Source organism: Brevibacillus sp. Leaf182 (genome assembly GCF_001423865.2).
In the GTDB taxonomy this organism is placed as follows: Bacteria; Bacillota; Bacilli; order Brevibacillales; family Brevibacillaceae; genus Brevibacillus; species Brevibacillus brevis_C.
Map to the genome: position 1 here is coordinate 712,795 of NZ_LMPN02000037.1, position 21,387 is coordinate 734,181.

Here is a 21,387-nt window from a genome sequence, read left to right on the forward strand (position 1 = left end):
CCTTACATCAATTGCGATTTCCATCTGGACAACGCAGAACGAAGTCGGAAAAGAGCTTTGGAGTGCAACTGGGATATTCTTGAAGGTGACAAGCTCATGATTTCCGCAATTTCTGATAAGGTCATTTCTTCAAAATAAAACAAGGAGACAACCAATCGTTCCTTTTCAGGCAATTTGTCGATGACCGTTACAAGAACCTCTTTTAAGCTGGATACTTCCGCCACATTATCAGGGCGAGGTGTGAGCTCGTCGATAATATACGAATGTCTTGCTGTTTTTTGTTCGTCTTCATCCCCTACTGCCTCATCGATAGAAACCATGCTGGCAAGAGAGGTTTCCAAGAAAACCTGTTGAAGCTCCTTTTTGCTTATTCCCAGATAATCAGACACTTCTTGATCGGTTGGCATTCGCAGCATTTGCTGTTCCAAGGTGGTGTATGCTTCTTCGATTTTTTTGGCCTTGTCTCGAACAGTACGAGGGATCCAGTCATTCTCGCGTAGTCCATCGATCATCGCACCACGAATCCGCCACATGGCGTACGTCTCAAATTGGAGACCCCGGGTATGATCGAATTTAGCCAAAGCGTCCAATAGCCCAAAGCGCCCATAACTAATCAAGTCATCCTTGTCCACATTTGCTGGCAGATTAATCGCCAACCGATTTGCCACCTTATCGACCAGTGGCAAAAACCGCGTGACCAAGTCAACCTCCGCCTCGCGACTCCCCTCTTGCTTCCACATGACCCATTTATCGAACTCTTTTGCTTTTTCTTGACTGGTTAGCCGTGCCACGAATAGTCACCAACCTTTACTCATCTGATAAGCGCCTAACGACCTCTGCAACGGTGGCTGGATCCTCAGTAGGATGAATCCTTTCCATCTTGTTGATTGAGAGTGGTGCAAATGTTTGATCTTCCTGTTCCAATTGTTGTCCAATTTCCAGAACGACTCCACCTTCTGCTAGAGGAGAGCTTGTCCCCTCTAGCGTGTCCGTAACCATTGGTGGAGTAGATGACTGAATGAACGTTGCGAGCAGCCAACGAATTGGAAAAGCTGCGAGGAAGAATAGGACAAATGCGATACCTGCTCTCTCCAGTGATACGAGCCAGACATTACTCGCCACAGCCGTACCCAGCGTCACAAGAAATGCGAGCATTCCTAATCCAAAATTAATCCAAATGGTTCCTAACATTTGTTATACTTCCTTCACACCTTGATTTACGGTCCTGATTTGAAGAATGCCGTTTGTGGCATCTAACTCGATTGTCCGACCGCAGTTTCCCCCTGTATCTTCTGCCACGATCTTTATATGAGCATCCTTCAATGCAAGTTTGCACGCCTCTACGTTCCGAGGCCCAATCCGCATGGTGTCATTATTCCCTAAAAACGCGAACATTTGTGCGCCACCAGCCAATTTCGCAACTGTGTGTCTGGTCTCCGCGCCAGCCTTCACCATCAACTGAATCAGATGAGGGATTGCTGTATCCGCATACTTGCCTATCGTTAGCTCCCCGCTTTTAGCCAAAGACGATTCTGGAAGCATAACATGTGCCATACCTGCAATTTTATGGATATGATCGTAGAGCACTACCCCTACGCAAGAACCTAAACCGGTAGTACGCAGCTTACTCGGCGGCTTTGCCACACCAAGATCAGCCATCCCTATCTTAATAATCTCCATCGAACGGAACCCCTAATGAACGAAATAGTATTGGGAGCGATTCAGGATCAGGAATTAAGAAAAAGTTCCCTTTTACTTGATCATTGCCTTCGAAAAAAGCGGTGTCAATCGTGAGGGCAAAGTCACCCGCTTGACCCAACGCTATTAATCCATAACTTAGAATAGCTCCAGCCATATCCACAGCGAGTGCAGGTACGGACGGCTGTAAATTTAATTGTGTAAAATCAGCTAACGATGATAGATAAGAACCTGTTAAGATGTTGCCAATCTCGTGCAGCGCTGATATCTCCAGCTCTTCCCACTCGTATACATCTTTATTAATTCCCGTAATTTGTTCGAGCAGGTGCTTGGCAGAATCCAAATCAAGGATGAAAAACATGTTCCCTGGACAATCGCCTTCAACCCGGAGGAAGACGGTCACTACTACAGTTTCCGCTCCTCCTACACAATCTGCAACTTCGTCGAAGGGGATAATCTTTACTTGTGGAACTTTCATATCGATTTCTTTTTGTATGAGCTTGGAGAGAGCCGTGGCAGCGTGACCAGCACCGATATTCCCGATTTCCCGTAAAACGTCAAATTGGAAATCCCCAAACTTCGTAAAATCGCCCATTTTACTTACCCCTCAATTGCGTCCAACTGCTTGATTTCCTCATTGCTCAATACTTTATCGAGGTTTAAGAGGATTAACAGTCGTTTATCCAGCTTAGCGACGCCTCGCAAATAAGCAGCTTCCACTCCTCCAACAACCTCTGGAGGCGGTTCAATCGCATCAACTGGTATATCAATAACATCGTTAGCAGCATCTACAATGAGACCCACTTCCAACTCACCTACGGCCACGATAATGATTCGAGTCGCTTCGGAATAGACGCTTTCTTCAAGACTAAAGCGATTGCGCAGGTCAATAATCGGTGTCACAACGCCACGCAGATTAATAACCCCTTTGACGAAACTAGGCGTTCGAGGAACTCTTGTGATGTGCTCCAGCTTTTCAATGGATTTGACCTGATGAACCTCTACGCCATACTCTTCGTCCTTCAATCGAAAGACAATCACTTTGACTTCGCTAATGACTTCTTTTTGATCGAGCATGTGGCTGCCCCTCCTTCTACTTAATCAGTGAGTTACAATCTATGATGAGCGCGACCTGACCGTCTCCCAGGATCGTTGCACCTGAAATGGCAAATACATTAACCAGATATTTGCCCAAAGATTTTAGAACAATCTCTTGTTGGCCGATGAACGAATCGACGACAAGGCCTGCCATTTTCTCACCTTTACGTACGATGACGACTGCCACTTCATCTTCCATTGTTTCCCCATTATCAGGCACTTGGAAAATGTCCTGTAGCGAAACGAGCGGAACTACACGTCCCCGGAAGTCGATCACTTTCTGGCGGTGAGCCATCATGATTTGATCTTTTTTAAATACAGCCGTCTCAATAATGGAGCTGAGTGGGACAGCGTACTTCTCATCTTTCACTTGTACCAGCATCGCGGAAATGATAGAGAGCGTAAGTGGCAATTGAATGAGGAAAGTCGTGCCTTGGCCTCGCACAGAATCTACGCTGACACTTCCACCCAACGATTCAATTTTGGACTTAACGACATCCAGTCCAACACCACGACCGGAAATATCAGAAACAACTTCCGCTGTACTAAAGCCTGCTGCAAATAGCAACTCGTGGATTTGTTTGTCGCTCATGCTGTCTGCATTGGCAGGATTGACAATGCCTCTCTCAAGCGCTTTTTTGAGAACTTTATCCTTATTGATTCCAGCACCGTCATCTTTTACTTCAATGAATACATGGTTCCCACTGTGGAAAGCGCGGAGCTCGATTTTTCCTTCCTCTGGCTTACCCGCCTTTTTCCGATCTGCTGGAGACTCAATTCCGTGGTCAAGCGAGTTACGCAGCAAGTGATTGAGTGGGTCCCCGATTTCGTCAATGACAGTACGGTCCAATTCTGTCTCCGCACCGATTATCTCCAGATTCACTTTTTTATTCAGATCTTTTTGCAGGTCGCGAATCATACGTGGGAAACGATTGAATACTTGCTCCACCGGAACCATGCGCATGGTCAGAATGATGTTTTGCAAATCGCCACTAATCCGGCTCATGTGCTCCACGGTTTCTTGCAGTTCATTCTTTCCGATCTCGCGTGCCAACTGCTCCAGACGACCGCGGTCAATGACTAATTCGCTAAACAGATTCATCAAGATATCCAAGCGTTCGATATCCACACGAATTGTTTTTCCACCAGCCGTCGCCTTCTTCACAGGTGCTTGAGGCGCTTCTGCTGCTCCTTTTTCAGCTGGCGCTGGCGTCTGTTGCACTACGGGAGCAGGTGGAGCTTCACTCTTCAATTGAATGGTTTCGATTGTCACATCTTGGATTTCCGAAATGTTAAGAATCGTAGTACGTACTTTTTCAATTGATTGCTCCGTCACATAGGCGATTTCAAACGATTGTTCAAATCGCTCATTCTCGATATCTTCAACAGCCGGCTTCGTTTTGATCACTTCACCCATGGATTCCAATTGATCAAAAACCATGTAAGAGCGAGCAGCCTTGAGCAAGCAGTTTTCATTCAATGTCACTTTGATCCACAAAACGTTGTTTCCGAGTTCCTGCGACTGCTTCAGGACCATCATTGCATAATCATCCAGCTCATGATCTTCAGCAGGCGTGCTTTCCTCTTGCGGTGCTTCCACTTCCATCGTAGCAGCTGCTACTTCCTGCTCGGCTGAAAAGTCTCCAGCTACAATCGCCCGCAGCTTCTTTACAATAGTGGATACATCTGCTGAACCGTCTCCACCTTCCGTGATATCGATGACCATGCCTTCAATCAAATCTACGCTCTGAAAAATAGCGTCCATAATATCACTGGTAATCGTTAACTTTTGATTGCGAATCAGGTCAAGTACATTTTCCGCTTCGTGAGTCAAACTCGCCATGTCTTCAAAGCCCATGGTCGCCGACATCCCCTTCAATGTATGAGCGGAACGAAAAATCTCTTTGACGTGGCCAATATTACCCGGATCACTTTCCAAGAGTAACAAGTTGGCGTTGATTGCCTGTAGGTGTTCCTTTGACTCCTCAATAAACATGTCCAAATACTGATTCATATCCATCGGTGATCCACCTCCCAAAAATCAGTGCAAGAGCTTGCACAACAGCTCCGGAATCTTTTCTAATGGGGCCACGTTGTCTGCCAAGCCTGCTTGAATCGCTGCTCGTGGCATTCCGAATACGACACAACTCGACTCATCCTCGATAATACTTGTGACAACGCCAAGCTCCTTCATGCGCTTTAGCCCTTTAGTCCCATCATTTCCCATGCCTGTCATGATGATTGCCCATTTGTCTACATTTGTCAATTGACTGACTGATTCAAACAGGATATCGACAGACGGTCTGTGACCGCCTCGTGGCTCCTCTTGATGTAAATAGGCCTGTAGTCTCCCATTTACTTGGCGAACTTCGAAATGGAAGCCTCCTGGAGCGATGTAAGCTGTACCATTTTCCAAATACTCGCCATCGACAACCTCGGTTACTCGAATTTGGCATAACGAGTCTAGCCGATTTGCTAACGATTTTGTGAAACCTGCTGGCATATGCTGAACGATGGCAATTGGTGCCGGAAAGTTCGCCGGAATTGCAGTCAGTACACTCTGCAATGCTTTAGGACCACCCGTGGAAGTACCTAAAACCACCAGTCTTGCCTTTCCGCCCACTTGTGACCGCATCACGGCAGGCGGGCTCGGTATTTTCGTACGTATTACTGGAGCTGCTGGTGCAACAGGTGTAGCTTTTGATTCGGAAGATACCGGTTTGACTACGCGAGGCATCTGCTTTCTCAAACGTACTTTCGCTGCTGCCGCAGCCTTCACACGCTCGATAAGACGATCGCCCACTTTATGGATGTCGAGAGAAATTGGACCAGAAGGCTTCGTTACAAAGTCAAACGCACCTAGCTCCAACGCATGAATCGTAGCTTCGGCCCCTTCTTTTGTCAGACTGCTCAACATGACGATCGGAAGCGGGTACTCATTCATCAGCTTTTCAAGCGCGTCCAAACCGTTCATAACCGGCATTTCAATGTCGAGTGTGAGGACATCCGGCGCCAGTTCTTTACATTTTTCAATACATTCGAGTCCATTCTTGGCTCGATCAATCACTTCAATCTCAGGATCAGTAGATAAAATGTCCGAAATCACTTTACGCATGAATGCAGAATCGTCTGTGACGAGGACGCGGATTTTACTCATTCGAATGTCGCTCCCTTCCTACTTTTATGTCTCATCGTATGAAGTGCCTCAACTTCGCAAGAAAACCTTTGAGACCACTGACAGAAGCATCTGAAGTATCCGGACGATCCAAATACCGTTCTACCAGATTTCGTATGCTTCTCGCGGCTTGCGATTGTGGATATGTAAGTAGAAAAGGACGCTGCAGTTTAACAGCTTTTGAAACATAAGGATCATCCGAAACATATCCAAGTGACTGAATATCCATATCCAGAAAGCGTTTGGAAACCATCGCAAGCTTGTCCGCCGTCATTTTACCTTCTTTCTCCGATGACGCTCTGTTTATCACCAAACGAATGGAGACAGCGGGATTACGTGCGTGTAGCATCTTGATGACTGCATAGGCATCCGTTATCGCTGGTGGTTCGGGAGTGGTAACGAGGATGACCTCGTCTGAGGAGAGCATGAATCGCATGGATTCTTTTGAAAAACCTGCTCCCGTATCAAAAATGATTGTGTCGGCATAGCCTTGCAGCGGGTCCAGATGGGAGAATAAGCGATCTAGCTTCTCATCATCTAACTGCATGATCTGCGTAAATCCAGAACCACCCGCGATGAATTCCAAGCCTCCTGGCCCGTGCTCGATAATGTCCCAAACAGTCGTATCTGGCTCTAACAAATGAAACAGATGCTTTTTTGGAGTAATTCCCATTAATACATCCAGATTTGCCAGACCCAGATCCAAGTCAAACAAAACCGCCTTATGACCCTTCTCACTCAAACCAAGTCCAAAATTCAAGCTGAAATTGGACTTGCCAACACCACCTTTTCCACTCGTCACTGTCACCAGTCTAGTTGGTCGTGTCTTCTTGTTTTGTAGCATCCGCTCACGGAGTTGCTCTGCTTGGTCACGCATCTGTTTACTCTCCCATAATCATCGTTGAAACCAGCGCGGGTGTAGCTACAACGATATCATCTGGTACATTTTGACCTGTCGTTACATAGGAGAGCTGTAGATTCATCTCCTGGCAAACATTCAACATCGTGCCAAAGCTGTTCGTTTCATCCGCTTTTGTAAAAATGACTTGCTTCACTTGAACTTCCGCAAAGTTTTGGACGATCGCTTTCATATCGTTGAATTTGGAGCTCAAGCTCAGTACTAGGTAGTTCACGCTGTCTTTTCCATGCTCCAACAATTCACGAATGCCTTCCACATACTCATCGTTGCGAAAATTTCGTCCAGCCGTATCTACAAAAATGAGGTCACAATCACTTAAGCGTTCCATCGCTGTCGCCATTTCTTTGGGAGAAAAGACAACCTCCAGCGGGACATTTAAAATGTTTGCGTACGTCTTCAATTGTTCTACAGCTGCCATTCGATACGTATCAGCCGTGATAAAGCCGATTTTTCGCTTTTCCTTCAACATGCTATTCGCCGCAAGCTTCGCAATGGTCGTTGTTTTTCCAACCCCTGTCGGACCGAAAAAGAAAGCATACCGCACGTTCTTACCCAGCTTTGGCGAAGAGGCTGTATATGGTTCGATCATGGAAGTGATAATCGTTCGGCATACCGCAAACGCTTCTTCCTCCGTCCACTTTTCACCCGGTTGCGACATTTCCATTACTTTTCGAATGATTTCCGCAGTTAGCTCTTCAGTCACTTCTTGCTTCATTAACTTTGCACGAATAGACTGTATCGCCGGAGGAAGTTGTTCACTTAAGTCATGCACCAACAGCTTTTGAAACATTTGACGCATATCTCGCATTTCAGTGGCAATCGCGTCATGATTGCTTGTCATGACAGGAGCTTGCTGCTCAGTTGGCTCTCCTTGCTTCTGTCCGGCTCTCGTATCTGGGATCTCTTCTTTTGGAGGCTTCGCAACCGCGGTTTGTGTCATCGCGGCTACGACCTGCTCCCTACCTGTTGATTCAACTTGTTGATTCTCCGTTGTTTTTGTCACAGTCGGTTTTCGATACGCTTGAGCAGCCGTGTACGTACCTGTCTGCGATTTGGGCAAAACGTTGTTGGTTCGATGTTCAGCTGCTACTGTGGGATTTTCTCGCTCGGATGCCTTTTCATCGACAGCAGCGATTACTTCGATTCGTTGTTTGCCAAACATCCCGAACAATCCACCTGTTTTGATCGGCTTGGAATTAAGAAGCACTGCATCCATTCCTAAGTCCGTCCTGATTTTTTCCATTGCTTCTGGCATCGAATCGACAATGTAACGTTTTACCCTCACGAAATGTTCACCATCCCTACGCTTTGCACTTCAACATGTGGTTCGAGCTCGCTGTACGACAAAACGGGAACGTCTGGCATCATACGATCTACTAATTGACGCAAGTACATTCGAACCGCTGGTGATGAAAGAATGATCGGCTGTTGACCCGAGTTGATCATTTTGCTCACTTCAGTCGACATGTTTTGGAAAATTCGCTGAGACGTTTCCGGATCCATCGCCAGATAGCTTCCTTGCTCAGACTGTTCCACACGTTCAGAGATTGCTTTTTCCAATCCTGCTCCAGCTGTAAGCACGCGAAGTGGTTGTCCTGGCTCCGTAAATTGGAGTGTGATCTGTCTCGCCATCGCCTGTCTCACATATTCTGTCAGCACATCTGGATCTTTTGTATACAAGGCATGATCCGCAAGTGCTTCAAGGATAACGTGAAGATTTCGAACAGACACTTTTTCACGCAACAGCTTTTGCAATACTTTTTGTACGTCCCCAATGGCGAGCAGACTTGGAATCAGCTCGTCTACGAGAACTGGTGCTGTCTCCCGTACATTGTCGATCAGGGCCCTTGTTTCCTGGCGACCTAACAATTCGTGGGCATGTCGCTTGATGACCTCTGTCAGATGTGTAGCCACAACAGATGGCGGATCGACAACTGTATAGCCAGACAGCTCAGCAATCTCCTTATTCTCTTCTGTTACCCATAATGCGGGCAATCCAAACGCAGGTTCTACGGTTTCTATCCCAACAATAGAATCATCTTCGATCCCCGGGCTCATCGCCAGGTAGTGATCCAGCATGATTTCCCCTTTTGCGACCTGGTTGCCTTTTATTTTGATCATATATTCATTCGGTCGAAGCTGGATGTTGTCACGTATACGAATGACCGGAACAACGATCCCCATCTCGAGTGCAATTTGTCTTCGAATCATGATGACTCGATCTAACAGATCTCCTCCCTGCTTCACATCGGCAAGCGGGATTAAGCCATAACCGAACTCGAACTCGATGGGATCGACCTGTAACAGATTCACGACGCTTTCTGGACTGCGTACTTCTTCCATCTGCTGCTCTTCCACCTTGTCGGCGGATTCTTGTATTTGCATCTTTTGGTTCTTCTCCATTTTCCAAGCAGCAAATGCCATTATCCCGCATACCGGAAGTACAGGCAGAATTCCAATTGGTGTAAAGAGCCCCAGCAATAACATGCATCCGGCTACGATATAGAGAAGACGCGGAAAGCTGAACATCTGCTTGACGATATCTTCACCCAGACCTTCACCAGAAGTGGAACGCGTGACAATAATACCTGCTGCGGTCGAGATTAAGAGCGCTGGAATCTGGCTCACAAGTGCGTCACCGACAGACATGGTAGTGAATCGAGAGGCAGACTCGGCAAAGCTCATATCGTGAATGAGCATCCCGATGATAAAACCACCGATAATATTTACAATAAAAATGATAATACCCGCGATGGCGTCCCCTTTTACAAATTTGCTGGCACCATCCATTGCCCCATAAAAATCAGCTTCGTTCTCAATCTTTTTTCTTCGGACACGTGCATCTGCTTCTGTGATCATTCCTGCATTCAGATCCGCGTCGATACTCATCTGTTTACCAGGCATCGCGTCGAGCGTAAAACGTGCTGCTACCTCAGCTACACGCTCAGAACCTTTGGTGATTACGATAAACTGAATGATGATCAAGATGAGGAACACGACGAAACCGACGACTTGATTACCACCGACTACAAAGCTACCGAACGTTTCAATAACTTTACCGCCTTCACCGTGCGATAAAATATTTCTCGTTGTCGACACGTTCAGAGCTAGTCGAAACAGTGTTGTAATAAGCAAAACCGTCGGAAAGATCGAGAATTCCAAAGTTTCTTTTGTATACATCGACACAAGCAAGATGGTCAATGCAAGGGAGATATTCAAAATCAACAGCAAATCAAGTAGCGCTGAAGGAAGTGGGATTACCATCATGACAACAATGCTTATGACAAAAAGGATCGTACCAACTTCTTTAAATTTGAATCCCACTGGTTATCCTCCTTCCATTTATTTCACTTTCCCTTGCAGCTTGTAGACGTACGCGAGAACTTCCGCGACCGCTTTAAACATCTCTTCGGGAATTTGTTGCCCAACTTCAACTTGACTATAGAGAGCCCGGGCCAAGGGCTTGTTTTCCATGGTAACGATACGATGCTTTTTCGCTACTTCCCTTATTTTTAATGCTAGATAGTCTTGCCCTTTGGCGATTACCGTCGGTGCACTCATCGCACTTGCGTCATAGCGAACGGCAACGGCAAAGTGAGTCGGGTTCGTAATAATGACATCCGCTTTGGGAAGCTCCTGCATCATACGGCGAATGGCCATACTTCTTTGCCGTTCACGAATCTTCCCTTTAATGAGCGGATCACCTTCCGCTTGCTTATGCTCGTCCTTGAGATCCTGCTTGGACATTCGCAGATTCTTTTCATGCTCATAACGCTGATAGGCATAGTCCAGAATCGCGAGAATGAAAAGCAATAACCCGAGATAGATTCCTAGCTTTGTCACCTCTTCGGCAGTAAACGCTAGGACTGCTCCGACAGACAATAAGGAAAGCTGTACAACTTGTTCCTTTGCATTCCACAAAATGACGTACGCGACATATATGCCTGCGCTTATCTTTAATAAAGATTTCAATAGCTCTACGAGCGAGCGTAAGGAAAAAATGCGTTTTGCCCCTTTAATCGGATCGATCTTTTCCAGTTTCATTTGAAGGGGTTCTGTACTAATTAGCCAGCCTACCTGCATGTAGTTCACCGCAAATGCGACAAGAAAACTCAAGCCTAGGATAGGTCCGACAATTTTTATCGCTTCAAATACGAGCTGCATCACGATGACTTTTAAATTTTCTTCATTTACTTGCCACGTGGTATATGTAATCAATGACTCCCGCATCAAATCTTGAAATGTGCCTAGCATGGTAGAGCCAAGCATCATTAACAGAAAGAAGAATGCTGTTAAAGATAGGGCTGGGGAAAGATCCTGACTTTTCGCGACTTGCCCTTTTTTTCGTGCGTCTTGCTTTTTCTTGGGCGTAGCTTTTTCTGTCTTTTCCCCATTAAAAAATTGAAGATCTACTTGATAAGAAAGCCTCAATTGATTCATGGTGCTCCTCCGAGCGATTTCATCATTTCTGCAAGTGCCCGGAACATGTTCCCAAACAATCCGTTCAGGGTCAGCAAGAACGCAGGCATCACCACGATAAGCAGTAAAAAGCCGGCAAGCAGTTTAATGGGCAAACCCACCACAAAGATATTAAACTGCGGGACAGATTTGGCGATAATACCAAGAGAGAGATCAACCAGAAACAATGCAACGACGATCGGTGCCGCAATCATAAACGCACTCGTAAACATCGTTTGAAATGTTTTTACTGCTGTCATCATGACGTTCTCGCTTCCGAAAGCCGCCCACATGATGTCCACCGGTATAACCTGGTAACTGCTCATTACACCTCGTATCAGCATGTGATGTCCGTCAATACTGAAAAAGTACAGGACAGCGAGAATGTTTTTGAAGTTACCTGTCACCGGGATATATGCACCCGTTTTCGGGTCAATCACGTTTGCCATTGCGAGCCCCATCTGCATGTCCATCAGTCCACCGGCAACCTGAATGGCGATAAACATCATTTCACATATGTAACCAAGAATGACACCAACAAGGGCTTCCTTCATGACATACAAAATAAATGTCAAATCCATCGGAATCTCGCCTTGTACCGGCAAGGATTGAAAACTGATGACGGCAATGATAAACGCGAGACCGATTTTAAACTGATTCGGTACACCGCGAATGGAAAAGAACGGAGCCGTTACAAAAAAGGCGCTCATTCGGACAAAAACAAGCAAGAATACGGGCAGATACATCAGAAAAAGATTCATATGCTACCCAACAAAACGATGAAGGTTACCGAAGATCCCCATCGTGAAATCAAGCATTACCCGAAGCATCCATGGACCAACAGCCAAGATCACGACAAATACGGCCACGATCTTTGGAATAAAAGCGAGTGTCTGCTCCTGAATTTGTGTCGTTGCCTGAAAGACACTGACCATCAAACCGACCAGTAAGGCGACCCCAAGTGCGGGTGCCGAAATCAGCAGGATGGTATAAACAGAGCTTTGGGCAATCTGCATAAGTAATTCTTGTGTCATGCTCTACCTCCTGAGGCATTCGGAATGTCGCTAAAAACTGGTCAAAAGTGATCTCACAATGAGATACCAGCCGTCCACCATGATGAACAATAAAATCTTAAACGGCAATGAAATCATAACCGGCGGTAACATCATCATCCCCATCCCCATCAAAATACTGGAGACGATCATATCAATTACGAGAAATGGAATGAATATCATAAAGCCAATCTGAAAAGCCGTCTTCAATTCACTAATGGCAAAAGCAGGTACCAGCGCATTCAACGGAATATCTTGGATTGATTTTGGTCGTTCGGCTTTTGTGTATTCCAGAAAAAGTGCTAAATCTTTTTCACGCGTCTGCTTTGCCATAAATTCCTTAAAGGGTATGACCGCTGCGTTCAATGCCTGCTGTTGCGTTAGCTTTCCTTGCATAAATGGCTGCACGGCTGTTTCGTTTACTTGTCCGAGTGTCGGAGCCATAATGAAGAAAGTCATAAACAATGCAAGGGCAATCAATACCTGGTTCGGTGGCATTTGTTGAGTTGCCAACGCATTTCGAACAAAAGACAACACAATAACAATTCGCGCAAAACTGGTCATTAAAAGCAAAATCGCTGGAGCTACAGATAATACTGTCAAAATCAGTAACAGCTGAATGGCCGTCGATGTCTCCTGCGGTGTTCCTGTTCCGCCGCCTATCTTCAAATCAATACTCGGAACAAGCGGTGTACCCGCTGGCGCCGCCATGACCATATCAGGTACGGATAGCAACACTGCGACAAGCATCAGCACCTGCAAAAAATATTTCATTTTTGGTCCCCTCTGTCCTGAGCTTGCTCTTTCTTCCAATGTTCTGTTTGGTCTGGACGATTTTTCAAGTCGTTCCATTGACCCTGCAACAGATCCTGAAAGCTTTTGCCGTCCATATCAGAAGAAAACAAGATTTCTTCTTCAGCCTGCTTTTTCTTACCGAACGGGAGCCATTCTAATGAGAATGGGCTTTTCATTGGTTTGATCTCTGCGTCTGCCAAGATCAAATCTACCTCTTCACCCGGTTCGATCCTACGAAGCAATTGAACGTTTTCTCCCACTCCCACGATGTACAATGACTCGCCGATCATAACAACCTGAAGTGTTTTGCCATTGCCTAGTGCAGTAGCGCTAATCACTTTAATCGGTCCATGACTTTGAGCTCCTTGACGTCGACCAAGAAAACGGAGCAATAAAAAGATCAATACTGCAATAAAGCCTAGCGAAAAGATGACTTGAACTAGATACCCGATCATACTTCCTGTTCCGCTGCCCGGAATGGCCGCCGGCTGTTCACTGCCGGCGGGCGCATTGCTAGTTGGCACTTTTCCCTGGTTGTACGCATCCGCTACTGAACCTTCTGCAAAAACGGTACTTGGCAGGGAGGAGACGAAAAGCAACAGGATCAGACTGAAGGCTAAAATGAGTCTTGCCCCTGCATTCCGGATCATCATCATTAGCTCATTGTCTTTTTGATCGCTTCAAGAACGCGATCCGCCTGGAATGGTTTTACGATGAAGTCTTTTGCGCCCGCCTGGATCGCATCGATTACCATCGCTTGTTGTCCCATCGCGGAGCACATGATCACACGCGCGTTAGGATCTAATTTTTTTATTTCTTTCAATGCAGAAATTCCATCCATCTCTGGCATGGTAATATCCATGGTTACGAGATCAGGTCCCAATTCTTTATACTTTTCAACTGCTTGTGCACCGTCACTTGCTTCCCCTACGACACTGTACCCGTTTTTCGAAAGAATTTCCTTGATCATCATACGCATGAATGCTGCATCGTCTACGATTAAAACTTTGTTAGACATGAATAGCTCCTCCCTAATGCTTCCTTCTTGATTGGATTATTGTAATTTTTGAACACGATCGATCTGACTGATGATGTCTGTAACACGAACCCCAAAGTTCTCATCAATGACGACAACCTCGCCCTTGGCAATTAATTTGTTGTTCACCAAAATGTCTACATGCTCACCTGCCAGCTTGTCCAACTGTATAATCGATCCAGCGGACAAGTCAAGGATTTCTCTAATCAGCTTTTTCGTACGACCTAACTCAACTGTTACTTGCAATGGAATATCGTGAAGCAAGTTCAAGTTCTGTATGTCTCCTGTATACATAGGAGCACCTCCAAGCGGAGCAAATTGTGCTGCTACTACATTCGCCTGACTAGCTGCTGGACCTCCGAAATGCTGTGGAGCTGGCGGAGCCATTGGAGGCTGCTGATACATTCCTGGGTACGGAGCGTAGCCAGGTGGCATCATTTGTTGTCCATACGCGTCAGGATACATCGGCGGCTGTCCTGGGTAGCCCATTGGCTGTGCGTAACCCGGCGGTTGCTGATACATCGGCTGTTGCTGTGGTGGTGGCGCTACAGGCGGTACGTGGCTCTGTGGTTGCTCTTGTGCACTTGGTTGGATAGAAGGAGCCGACAGACTCATAGCAGGCAGAGAAGGCATCTCTATCTCATCTATGAGGGCCGCTGCTGCTTCTTCATCCCCTGCACCTCCAACCAGTCTATCTATCATCTTTTTCGCAAAGGAAAGCGGGAGAAGCTGCATAATATTGGAATCGATAAGTTCGCCTTGCTCTCCTACCTTTAAGCGGAAAGATACTTTTACCAGAGGACTGTCATCATCAGAGAAGCTGTCTCCACCCTTGCCTTGCGCCAGATCCATTACATCAATGCCTGGTGGCGTAATATTAATGAACTGGTTGAAAATCGTTGACATGGACGTAGCGGCGGAACCCATCATCTGATTCATTGCTTCCTGTACCGCACTGATATGAAGCTCAGACATTTCCGTGTTCGCTGGTCTGCCGTCTCCGCCCATCATCAGATCCGCGATAACTGCTGCATCTTCCATGCGAATGACTAGCAGGTTAATTCCTTTGAAACCATCTGTATATTCCACGTGGACAGCCACGTGAGGAATCGGAAATTCACTTTCCAATTCATCCACATTAACTACGGAAACAGTAGGGGTTGTAATATCTACTTTTTGACTTAACAAAGTAGATAACGCAGTAGCTGCGCTCCCAAAGGAGATATTCCCAATTTCTCCGAGTGCATCCTGTTCAAACGGGGACAGAAAATCGGCAACATCCTGGGTCACTGCCGACACAGCTTCCTCTTCGTCCTCAACCAAGTTGTTCGCACGTAACAGCGCGTCAATCTCGTCTTGAGAAAGCATATCTCTACTCATTTTGTTCCTCCCCCTCCTCTATGACTTCATCAATCTGTACGGCGACTCTTCCTTTATGTGTTCCTGGCTGACCCAAGAACTTTAAGTGGTCGCCCACTTTAATCTTTAACTTGTTGTCGATTGATTGATCCAATTGAATGACATCACCTTTTTGTAGCTGCAGGAAATCTCCTACTGTAATCGTAGCTGTTCCCATTTCAGCAACAATCGGCAATTTTGCAACTTTTACTCGCTCTTCTACACGCAGGCGCTCTTCTTCATCCCGTGTTTTCTTTTGTTTGGAGAACCAGTATTGTCCAGACAGCTTTGTCATGATTGGCTCCAGTACCACGTGAGGCAAACAGAGATTGATCATTCCTGTTGTATCGCCGATTTTGGTACTAAAGGAGATTACCACGACAATCTCGTTAGGTGAGACGATCTGCATGAACTGTGGATTCATCTCCAAACCTTCTTGATACGGATCTAGCTCAATGATTTGCTTCCATGCCTCGTGGAAAGTATCCAGCGCTTTGCCGAATACACGTTCCATCACCGTTGTTTCAATTTCCGTAAGGGCGCCCATCTTTTCCGGAATCGCCCCCTGTCCTCCCAGAAGTCGATCCAGCATGGTATAGGCGATGTTTGGATTTACTTCCAAAACCATTCGTCCTTCCAGCGGAGGAGCTTCAAAGATGTTCAAGATGGTCATCTTGGGAATAGAACGTATAAATTCGTCATACGGCAATTGATCGACGGAGGCAACCGTAATTTGCACGAAGGTACGGAGCTGAGCTGAAAAATAAGTAGTCAACAGCCTCGCGTAGTTTTCATGGATTCGCGTTAAACCACGGATCTGATCTTTTGAGAACCGCAGGGCGCGTTTGAAATCATATACTTTGACTTTACGCTCAGTTTCTTCCTTTTTCAGCTCGTTGGCATCCATTTCGCCCGAAGATAGGGCGGCCAACAGCGCATCAATCTCACTCTGTGAGAGAACCTCGGCCATATGTCGTCACCTCCTTGCTATGTATACCATAATCGCTTCCTATGACAAGACGCGTTTGGTTGTCACTACTTGAACAATCTTACCCTCTTGCATCAGGGAGCTGATTTCATTCATGATTTTTGCTTCCAGCTTGTTCACACCTTCAGTTCCTTTTATGTCTTCTGGTGTCAACCCCGCCAATGTTTTAATAATCACCTGATTGACTTGCGGCAAACGCTGCTCTAATTCTGTTTTGGCATCAGCACTGTCCGCCGTAATGCTAAAGCGTACAATCATGTAATTATTCGTTAGCAAGTTCGTCGTAATTTCGCCAGTGTCAACGGAGAACTCTTTCATTTCCTCTGCCGTGAGCGGTTTCACTTCTTGCTCTTCCGTCGAAGATGTTTGCGCAGCCGGAGAGAGATACGTTTGCCAGAGAACAAACGAGATCACTCCCAGTAGCGATATCGCGATGATAATGATTAGAGCCATGTTAAACAATCGATTTTGAAACATCGCTAATGCCTCCCGCTATTCATTTGAATCACCCGGCATTTTCGGTACAGATGTTGCCGGAGGAACATTATGATAAAAAGCCTGAACACGTTCAGCGATGGATTCCACCGAATCCTTCACGATGTACTTTCTGTCGTTGAACAGCGTGATCACGCTATCCGGAGTTGCTTCAACAGTTTCAATGTGAGTGATGTTCAGATAAAAAGTAGAGCCGTTAAACCGAGTTAACTTAATCATTGGCTGCTCCTTTCCGGATCAAGCTGGGGAAGTCTTAGAACACTTCCCCGGCTTTTCCGTTAAACGAAATTATCGTTTCAGGTTCACCAGTTCTTCTAATACTGTGTCAGATGTCGTGATGATCCTAGAGTTTGCTTGGAAACCGCGTTGTGCCACGATCATTTCTGTAAATTCCTCAGAAAGGTCAACGTTTGACATTTCCAGTTGTCCTGCGATGATGCTGATTCGTGCATCTGCTGGAGTAGCTGGAGTCATTGGGTCATCATCACGTGCACCGGCGTTCACTGTGTTTTCGTAGAGATTGTTACCGATCTTCTTCAAACCACTTGGGTTGTTGAAGGTCATTACGCCAATGGTATTGTCCGAAGCAAGTGCTCCAGTATCATCCACAGTCGTAATTACGCCATCTTTGCCAATGGAGTAAGAAACAATTCCATCTGCTTGGTTGATTTGAATTGGAGCCGGGTCCGTGTTCATCAACTTCATCCCCTGGGAGTTCACCAAGAAACCTTGGGCATCACGAGTGAAGTTCCCTGCACGCGTATAATAAATGGTTGCCCCTTCATCAGGACTGACCATGAAAAACGCGTCCCCTTCAATAGAAAGGTCTGTCGGCAGGTTCGTTGTCATTGGGCTACCAGCAGAGAAAACCGTATCAATCGAAGCAATGGAAGCACCTAGACCGATTTGCGTCGGGTTTGTACCGCCTTTACCACCATCTGTAGGAGCACCAGCCCCTTGAACGTTTTGGCTCAAAATATCTTGAAACATCACACGACCCTTTTTAAAGCCAACTGTGTTTACGTTCGCGATATTGTTACCAATAACGTCCAGTTTTGTTTGAAAACCACGCATGCCTGAAATACCTGAGTACATTGAGCGAAGCATAGTTATTTCCTCCTTAACCTTCTCATTTAGAGCGGCTACCTCTGTCAGTCGGTAACCGAATGGGCTTCCTCAAAAGGAGGTCCAGCCCAGTGAACAGCCACCTACACGAAAATGGCACTATCAATGTTAGTAAATACGTTGTCCTTCATGCTACCATCGTCTACGGCGGTAATAATTTTCCGATTTACGATGCTCACGACGTAGGCCACATTATCCATCATAACGAGAGACTCTCTGGCGCCTTTGGCGGCTGCTTTTTGCACAGCGGATTCCAAACGCTCCATCTGCTGTCTTTCTAGCGTAATGCCCCGCTCCTGCAAGCGATTGACGGCATGCTGGCTAAAGCTAAGTGGCTCCGATTTGGTTGCAGCGCCAATCGATTCCGTCAAATACTGCTGAAATAACGTGTTGTTTCCCGGAGCAGTTTGGGTAGTAGCTTTTGCGACGTGATTCGTTTTCGGAGGAAAATAGGGTTGCCCCACACGAAATTGGTTCATGGCGCTTCCTCCTTCTATCCAATCCTAGACGATGTCGTCAATGCCGCGAGCCGTGTCCCGCAATCGATTCCATAGCACTTCTGTTGATTCATTGCTATCAACCAGGGCATCGAGAGCAAATTCTTGCTCGTCTTTCTCTTGCTGTTGTCGATTCTCTTGCTGTTGTCGTGCTTGTTCACGCTGCTGTTGGAAGTTAAAAGCTGTATCCTGCTGCTGGTTTACCTCCAAGCGATCAACCTGCAATCCTTGTTGGGTCAAAGCAGCTCGAAGCTGCGGAAGCTGATTGTCCAGCATTTCCTTTCCAGCCTGTGTTTCCGCATGGAACTGTGCTGTAATCACACCATTTTGGGAAGTAATCGTGACATCTACCTGGCCCAAAGATTGTGGATTCAGAATCAACCTTGCCTCATGTACGCCATTATTTTGCGTCAAGTGCATCTTGGACACGAAAAGCTGTGTGACTTGCTGTGTCAGTTGATTGGCGTTCACATGATGTGTTGGAACCGACTGTTGCTGAAAGGTCTGTACAGATTGTGTCTGCGTATTAGATGAAGCAATAATCGGAGTCTGACCATTTCCGTTCAACGTGCCTTCTTGTGTATCGCCCTCTTGATTCAAAAGGCCGCTTTGAAGGGTAGACTGTACTGTCTGGGACTGAATCCCTGCTTCTAGCTTGTAAGCCGAGAGACCTTGATTCAACCGCAGTGGAGAAATCGTCTTAAACGTGTCCTGTTGGGTTGTGTTCATGTTTGCCATCACATCTGATCGCAAGTTCAGTCCACTTCGTTTTGACTCCTCAGCATTTCCTTTTTGATTCTTCAGGGATTCGAGAAGAGCTGCCAGTTTGTCCAGGTCGTTCGGAGTTGCTTCCCCTTTTTTCAGGTTAGCTAGAATCTGCTTCAAATCCTCACTCACTTGCCCAGCATTTCCTTGCGCTTTACCCAAAAGTTGTTCAATTGCAGTTGCAAATTTTTCTTGGGCGTCAGGTGGTAATTCGTCTTGCGTAGTTTGGCCAGAGCCAAGCAGTTGAGCAAATAATGCCATGAGCTCAGCTAATGCTAGCATTTCCTCTTCACTTAAACCCTCCGGCGCAACCATTGTGTCTTCTGCGTTCCCCACCTGATCCAACACCTGCATCAATTGCATGGAAAACATTTGTCCTAAACCAGTTCCTCCCGCATTTGCTACAGGTGTAGCTGTAACAGATCCTGCTGATCCTACGGCAGGAGTCAAATTGGCTACATTCATCTCGTTCACCTCCTCTTTTTGATTTGTTGCTTATAGGAACGAAAACAGATGATTACTCAATCTATTTTCGAAGCAACTCTGTCGTGATGCGAGCCGCCAGATTGTCTTTTTCTTTCTTGTCGTCATTGGCGATCGCTGAGAGAGTTTGTGCCCGTTTATCTGCAGGCAAATCTTTCATTAAAGCAATGGCTTGAGCCTTGTTAGTACTCATGAGTGAACGAATAATGGCAGCAGCATCCGCTGGCGGCAATTGAGTAAATGTGTTCTTTAGATCCTCATTCGATTCAGACCCATCACGCGTATTGCTGAGCGCCTTTGTAAGAACATCTACACGTTGTTGTAGAGCAGCAATGTCATCATCTTTGTTCACTACTGAATCTTTTAACAAGATCGAAATATCGGCAGCTTTCTTCGGTTCCATCTTCGCCAAAATGTCAGCTTGCTGGGCAGGTTTCATTTTGGTCATAACCGTCACTGACTCTTCGAGCTTGAGATTTTCAATGATGGCCGCCGCATTTTTGGGTGACATGGTTGTATACACTTTCGCCAAATCTGCAAACTGCTTCTGACGTTCTTCTTCAGTAGCACGTTTATCTTCCATTGCCTTGTTTAAATCATCGATCTGTTTTTCCAGCGCCACAATGGTGGCGTCTTTCTTTGCAGACTCTTCTTGTAATGCGCTTATCTGCTGCTGGTTTTTTGCATGATCTTGCTGTAGGGTTGCCACTTGTTTGTCCATGTCAGGTTGTTCTTCTGAGTCGGGAGTTGCCGCATATTCGTCCGGGACTAATTTTTCCACGTACGGTATGGAGTTAGCCCAGTGGAGAACATTCCCTAACACATTTACTCCGAGCAAGCTCAGGAGCACACCGCCAAGGAGGCTGGCAAACAGTGCAGGAATGACAATCATATAAAAGAACCATTCCCACCTGCCGTATTCCCGTTCTTCTTGGATTTCTTCCATTTGGAACCTCCCTCAGTAGCTTCGGCGAAGATAGAGCTGCGTACCGATCTCATCCAATTCTTTTTGCTCTCTTTGCTTCTGGTCGTCCAGAAATTGGTGGAGCGACTTTTCCCGAAGGCGTTGCCATAGTTGGGACTCTTTCATACGTTCCGTCAATCGTGACTGACAGCGTTCCACATCCTGTTCACAACCATGCAAGGTACGTTGCTGATTCTGAATGGATCTCGCAACAGATTGCTGATATTGCGTAATGGAAATGAGCTGTGCAGCACTGCATGTCTGCATCTGTACTTCCTGGAGCTTCATCGTCATCTCGTCATGATGATCAGTTAGTTGAGAAAGCTTCCACTCTTCTTCGTTTTTACGCTGGATCGACTTTCCGAAAGCCCACTCTGCTTGTTCTTTTTCTTTTTCCTTTAAATCAAGAACCTTTTGGAGATGAAACTGGAACACTCGCAC

Annotated in this window: 25 protein-coding genes; all 25 read right to left on the reverse strand. The window is 46.2% G+C overall.

Translation table 11 applies throughout. The features are described from left to right. Positions 1-2 precede the first annotated feature (2 nt). The 25 genes from ASG16_RS30240 to fliJ all read right to left on the reverse strand — a co-directional run bounded on the left by ASG16_RS30240 (position 3) and on the right by fliJ (position 21,387). Positions 3-791 (reverse strand): FliA/WhiG family RNA polymerase sigma factor, encoded by a 789-nt coding sequence (locus ASG16_RS30240; protein WP_047067879.1) that lies wholly within the window; start codon positions 789-791, stop codon positions 3-5. A 16-nt stretch (positions 792-807) separates the two neighbouring features. Then, on the reverse strand, positions 808-1,191 hold the full coding sequence (locus ASG16_RS30245; RefSeq protein WP_048033436.1) for a hypothetical protein: 384 nt from the start codon (positions 1,189-1,191) through the stop codon (positions 808-810). A gap of 3 nt (positions 1,192-1,194) precedes the next feature. Beyond that, positions 1,195-1,680 carry a chemotaxis protein CheD gene (locus ASG16_RS30250; RefSeq protein ID WP_007719270.1) on the reverse strand — a complete coding sequence of 162 codons (486 nt, stop codon included), beginning with the start codon at positions 1,678-1,680 and terminating at the stop codon, positions 1,195-1,197. Next, the gene (locus ASG16_RS30255; RefSeq protein ID WP_048033437.1) at positions 1,667-2,293 is read right to left on the reverse strand and encodes a chemotaxis protein CheC; all 627 of its coding nucleotides are present in this window, start codon (positions 2,291-2,293) and stop codon (positions 1,667-1,669) included. The genes ASG16_RS30250 and ASG16_RS30255 overlap by 14 nt, the downstream gene beginning before the upstream one ends. A gap of 5 nt (positions 2,294-2,298) precedes the next feature. Continuing rightward, complete coding sequence (locus ASG16_RS30260; RefSeq protein ID WP_048033438.1) at positions 2,299-2,775, reverse strand: chemotaxis protein CheW; 477 nt, start codon at positions 2,773-2,775, stop codon at positions 2,299-2,301. Between the two features lie 16 nt (positions 2,776-2,791). Next, positions 2,792-4,816: a chemotaxis protein CheA gene (locus ASG16_RS30265; protein WP_048033439.1), complete on the reverse strand. Its 2,025-nt coding sequence runs from the start codon at positions 4,814-4,816 to the stop codon at positions 2,792-2,794. 21 nt (positions 4,817-4,837) lie between these two features. Then, on the reverse strand, positions 4,838-5,953 hold the full coding sequence (locus tag ASG16_RS30270; RefSeq protein WP_056488388.1) for a protein-glutamate methylesterase/protein-glutamine glutaminase: 1,116 nt from the start codon (positions 5,951-5,953) through the stop codon (positions 4,838-4,840). Between the two features lie 31 nt (positions 5,954-5,984). Continuing rightward, a complete protein-coding gene (locus ASG16_RS30275) occupies positions 5,985-6,848 on the reverse strand; it encodes a MinD/ParA family protein (protein WP_056488391.1) in 864 nt (287 codons plus the stop codon). Between the two features lie 4 nt (positions 6,849-6,852). Further along, positions 6,853-8,175 carry a flagellar biosynthesis GTPase FlhF gene (gene flhF, locus ASG16_RS30280; RefSeq protein WP_056488394.1) on the reverse strand — a complete coding sequence of 441 codons (1,323 nt, stop codon included), beginning with the start codon at positions 8,173-8,175 and terminating at the stop codon, positions 6,853-6,855. Then, on the reverse strand, positions 8,172-10,214 hold the full coding sequence (gene flhA / locus ASG16_RS30285; RefSeq protein ID WP_056488397.1) for a flagellar biosynthesis protein FlhA: 2,043 nt from the start codon (positions 10,212-10,214) through the stop codon (positions 8,172-8,174). The genes flhF and flhA overlap by 4 nt, the downstream gene beginning before the upstream one ends. A gap of 18 nt (positions 10,215-10,232) precedes the next feature. Beyond that, entirely contained in the window at positions 10,233-11,330 is a 1,098-nt protein-coding gene (gene flhB / locus ASG16_RS30290; RefSeq protein WP_056488399.1) for a flagellar biosynthesis protein FlhB, read from the reverse strand. Further along, a complete protein-coding gene (fliR, locus tag ASG16_RS30295; protein WP_048033445.1) occupies positions 11,327-12,109 on the reverse strand; it encodes a flagellar biosynthetic protein FliR in 783 nt (260 codons plus the stop codon). Before fliR ends, flhB begins: the two co-directional genes overlap by 4 nt. A gap of 3 nt (positions 12,110-12,112) precedes the next feature. Next, positions 12,113-12,382, reverse strand: a complete 270-nt coding sequence (fliQ, locus tag ASG16_RS30300) for a flagellar biosynthesis protein FliQ (RefSeq protein ID WP_048033446.1) — start codon at positions 12,380-12,382, stop codon at positions 12,113-12,115. Between the two features lie 30 nt (positions 12,383-12,412). Next, positions 12,413-13,174: a flagellar type III secretion system pore protein FliP gene (fliP, locus tag ASG16_RS30305; RefSeq protein WP_056488402.1), complete on the reverse strand. Its 762-nt coding sequence runs from the start codon at positions 13,172-13,174 to the stop codon at positions 12,413-12,415. Continuing rightward, positions 13,171-13,851 (reverse strand): flagellar biosynthetic protein FliO, encoded by a 681-nt coding sequence (locus tag ASG16_RS30310; protein WP_056488405.1) that lies wholly within the window; start codon positions 13,849-13,851, stop codon positions 13,171-13,173. The genes fliP and ASG16_RS30310 overlap by 4 nt, the downstream gene beginning before the upstream one ends. Then, positions 13,851-14,213 (reverse strand): response regulator, encoded by a 363-nt coding sequence (locus ASG16_RS30315; RefSeq protein ID WP_007719294.1) that lies wholly within the window; start codon positions 14,211-14,213, stop codon positions 13,851-13,853. Before ASG16_RS30315 ends, ASG16_RS30310 begins: the two co-directional genes overlap by 1 nt. 36 nt (positions 14,214-14,249) lie before the next feature. Next, on the reverse strand, positions 14,250-15,611 hold the full coding sequence (fliY, locus tag ASG16_RS30320; protein WP_056488407.1) for a flagellar motor switch phosphatase FliY: 1,362 nt from the start codon (positions 15,609-15,611) through the stop codon (positions 14,250-14,252). Further along, entirely contained in the window at positions 15,604-16,599 is a 996-nt protein-coding gene (gene fliM, locus ASG16_RS30325; RefSeq protein WP_016743325.1) for a flagellar motor switch protein FliM, read from the reverse strand. The genes fliY and fliM overlap by 8 nt, the downstream gene beginning before the upstream one ends. A gap of 39 nt (positions 16,600-16,638) precedes the next feature. Next, positions 16,639-17,094 carry a flagellar basal body-associated FliL family protein gene (locus tag ASG16_RS30330; RefSeq protein WP_048033450.1) on the reverse strand — a complete coding sequence of 152 codons (456 nt, stop codon included), beginning with the start codon at positions 17,092-17,094 and terminating at the stop codon, positions 16,639-16,641. A 15-nt stretch (positions 17,095-17,109) separates the two neighbouring features. After that, positions 17,110-17,331, reverse strand: a complete 222-nt coding sequence (locus ASG16_RS30335) for a flagellar FlbD family protein (protein WP_017249323.1) — start codon at positions 17,329-17,331, stop codon at positions 17,110-17,112. 69 nt (positions 17,332-17,400) lie between these two features. Beyond that, positions 17,401-18,219 (reverse strand): flagellar basal body rod protein FlgG, encoded by an 819-nt coding sequence (gene flgG / locus ASG16_RS30340; RefSeq protein ID WP_048033451.1) that lies wholly within the window; start codon positions 18,217-18,219, stop codon positions 17,401-17,403. A gap of 101 nt (positions 18,220-18,320) precedes the next feature. Further along, positions 18,321-18,716 (reverse strand): TIGR02530 family flagellar biosynthesis protein, encoded by a 396-nt coding sequence (locus ASG16_RS30345; protein ID WP_056488411.1) that lies wholly within the window; start codon positions 18,714-18,716, stop codon positions 18,321-18,323. 24 nt (positions 18,717-18,740) lie between these two features. Next, positions 18,741-19,964, reverse strand: coding sequence for a flagellar hook-length control protein FliK (locus ASG16_RS30350; protein ID WP_056488414.1), 1,224 nt, complete (start codon positions 19,962-19,964; stop codon positions 18,741-18,743). Positions 19,965-20,025: 61 nt separating this feature from the next. Next, positions 20,026-20,928, reverse strand: a complete 903-nt coding sequence (locus ASG16_RS30355) for a MotE family protein (RefSeq protein ID WP_048033454.1) — start codon at positions 20,926-20,928, stop codon at positions 20,026-20,028. Between the two features lie 12 nt (positions 20,929-20,940). Then, positions 20,941-21,387, reverse strand: coding sequence for a flagellar export protein FliJ (gene fliJ, locus ASG16_RS30360; RefSeq protein WP_048033455.1), 447 nt, complete (start codon positions 21,385-21,387; stop codon positions 20,941-20,943).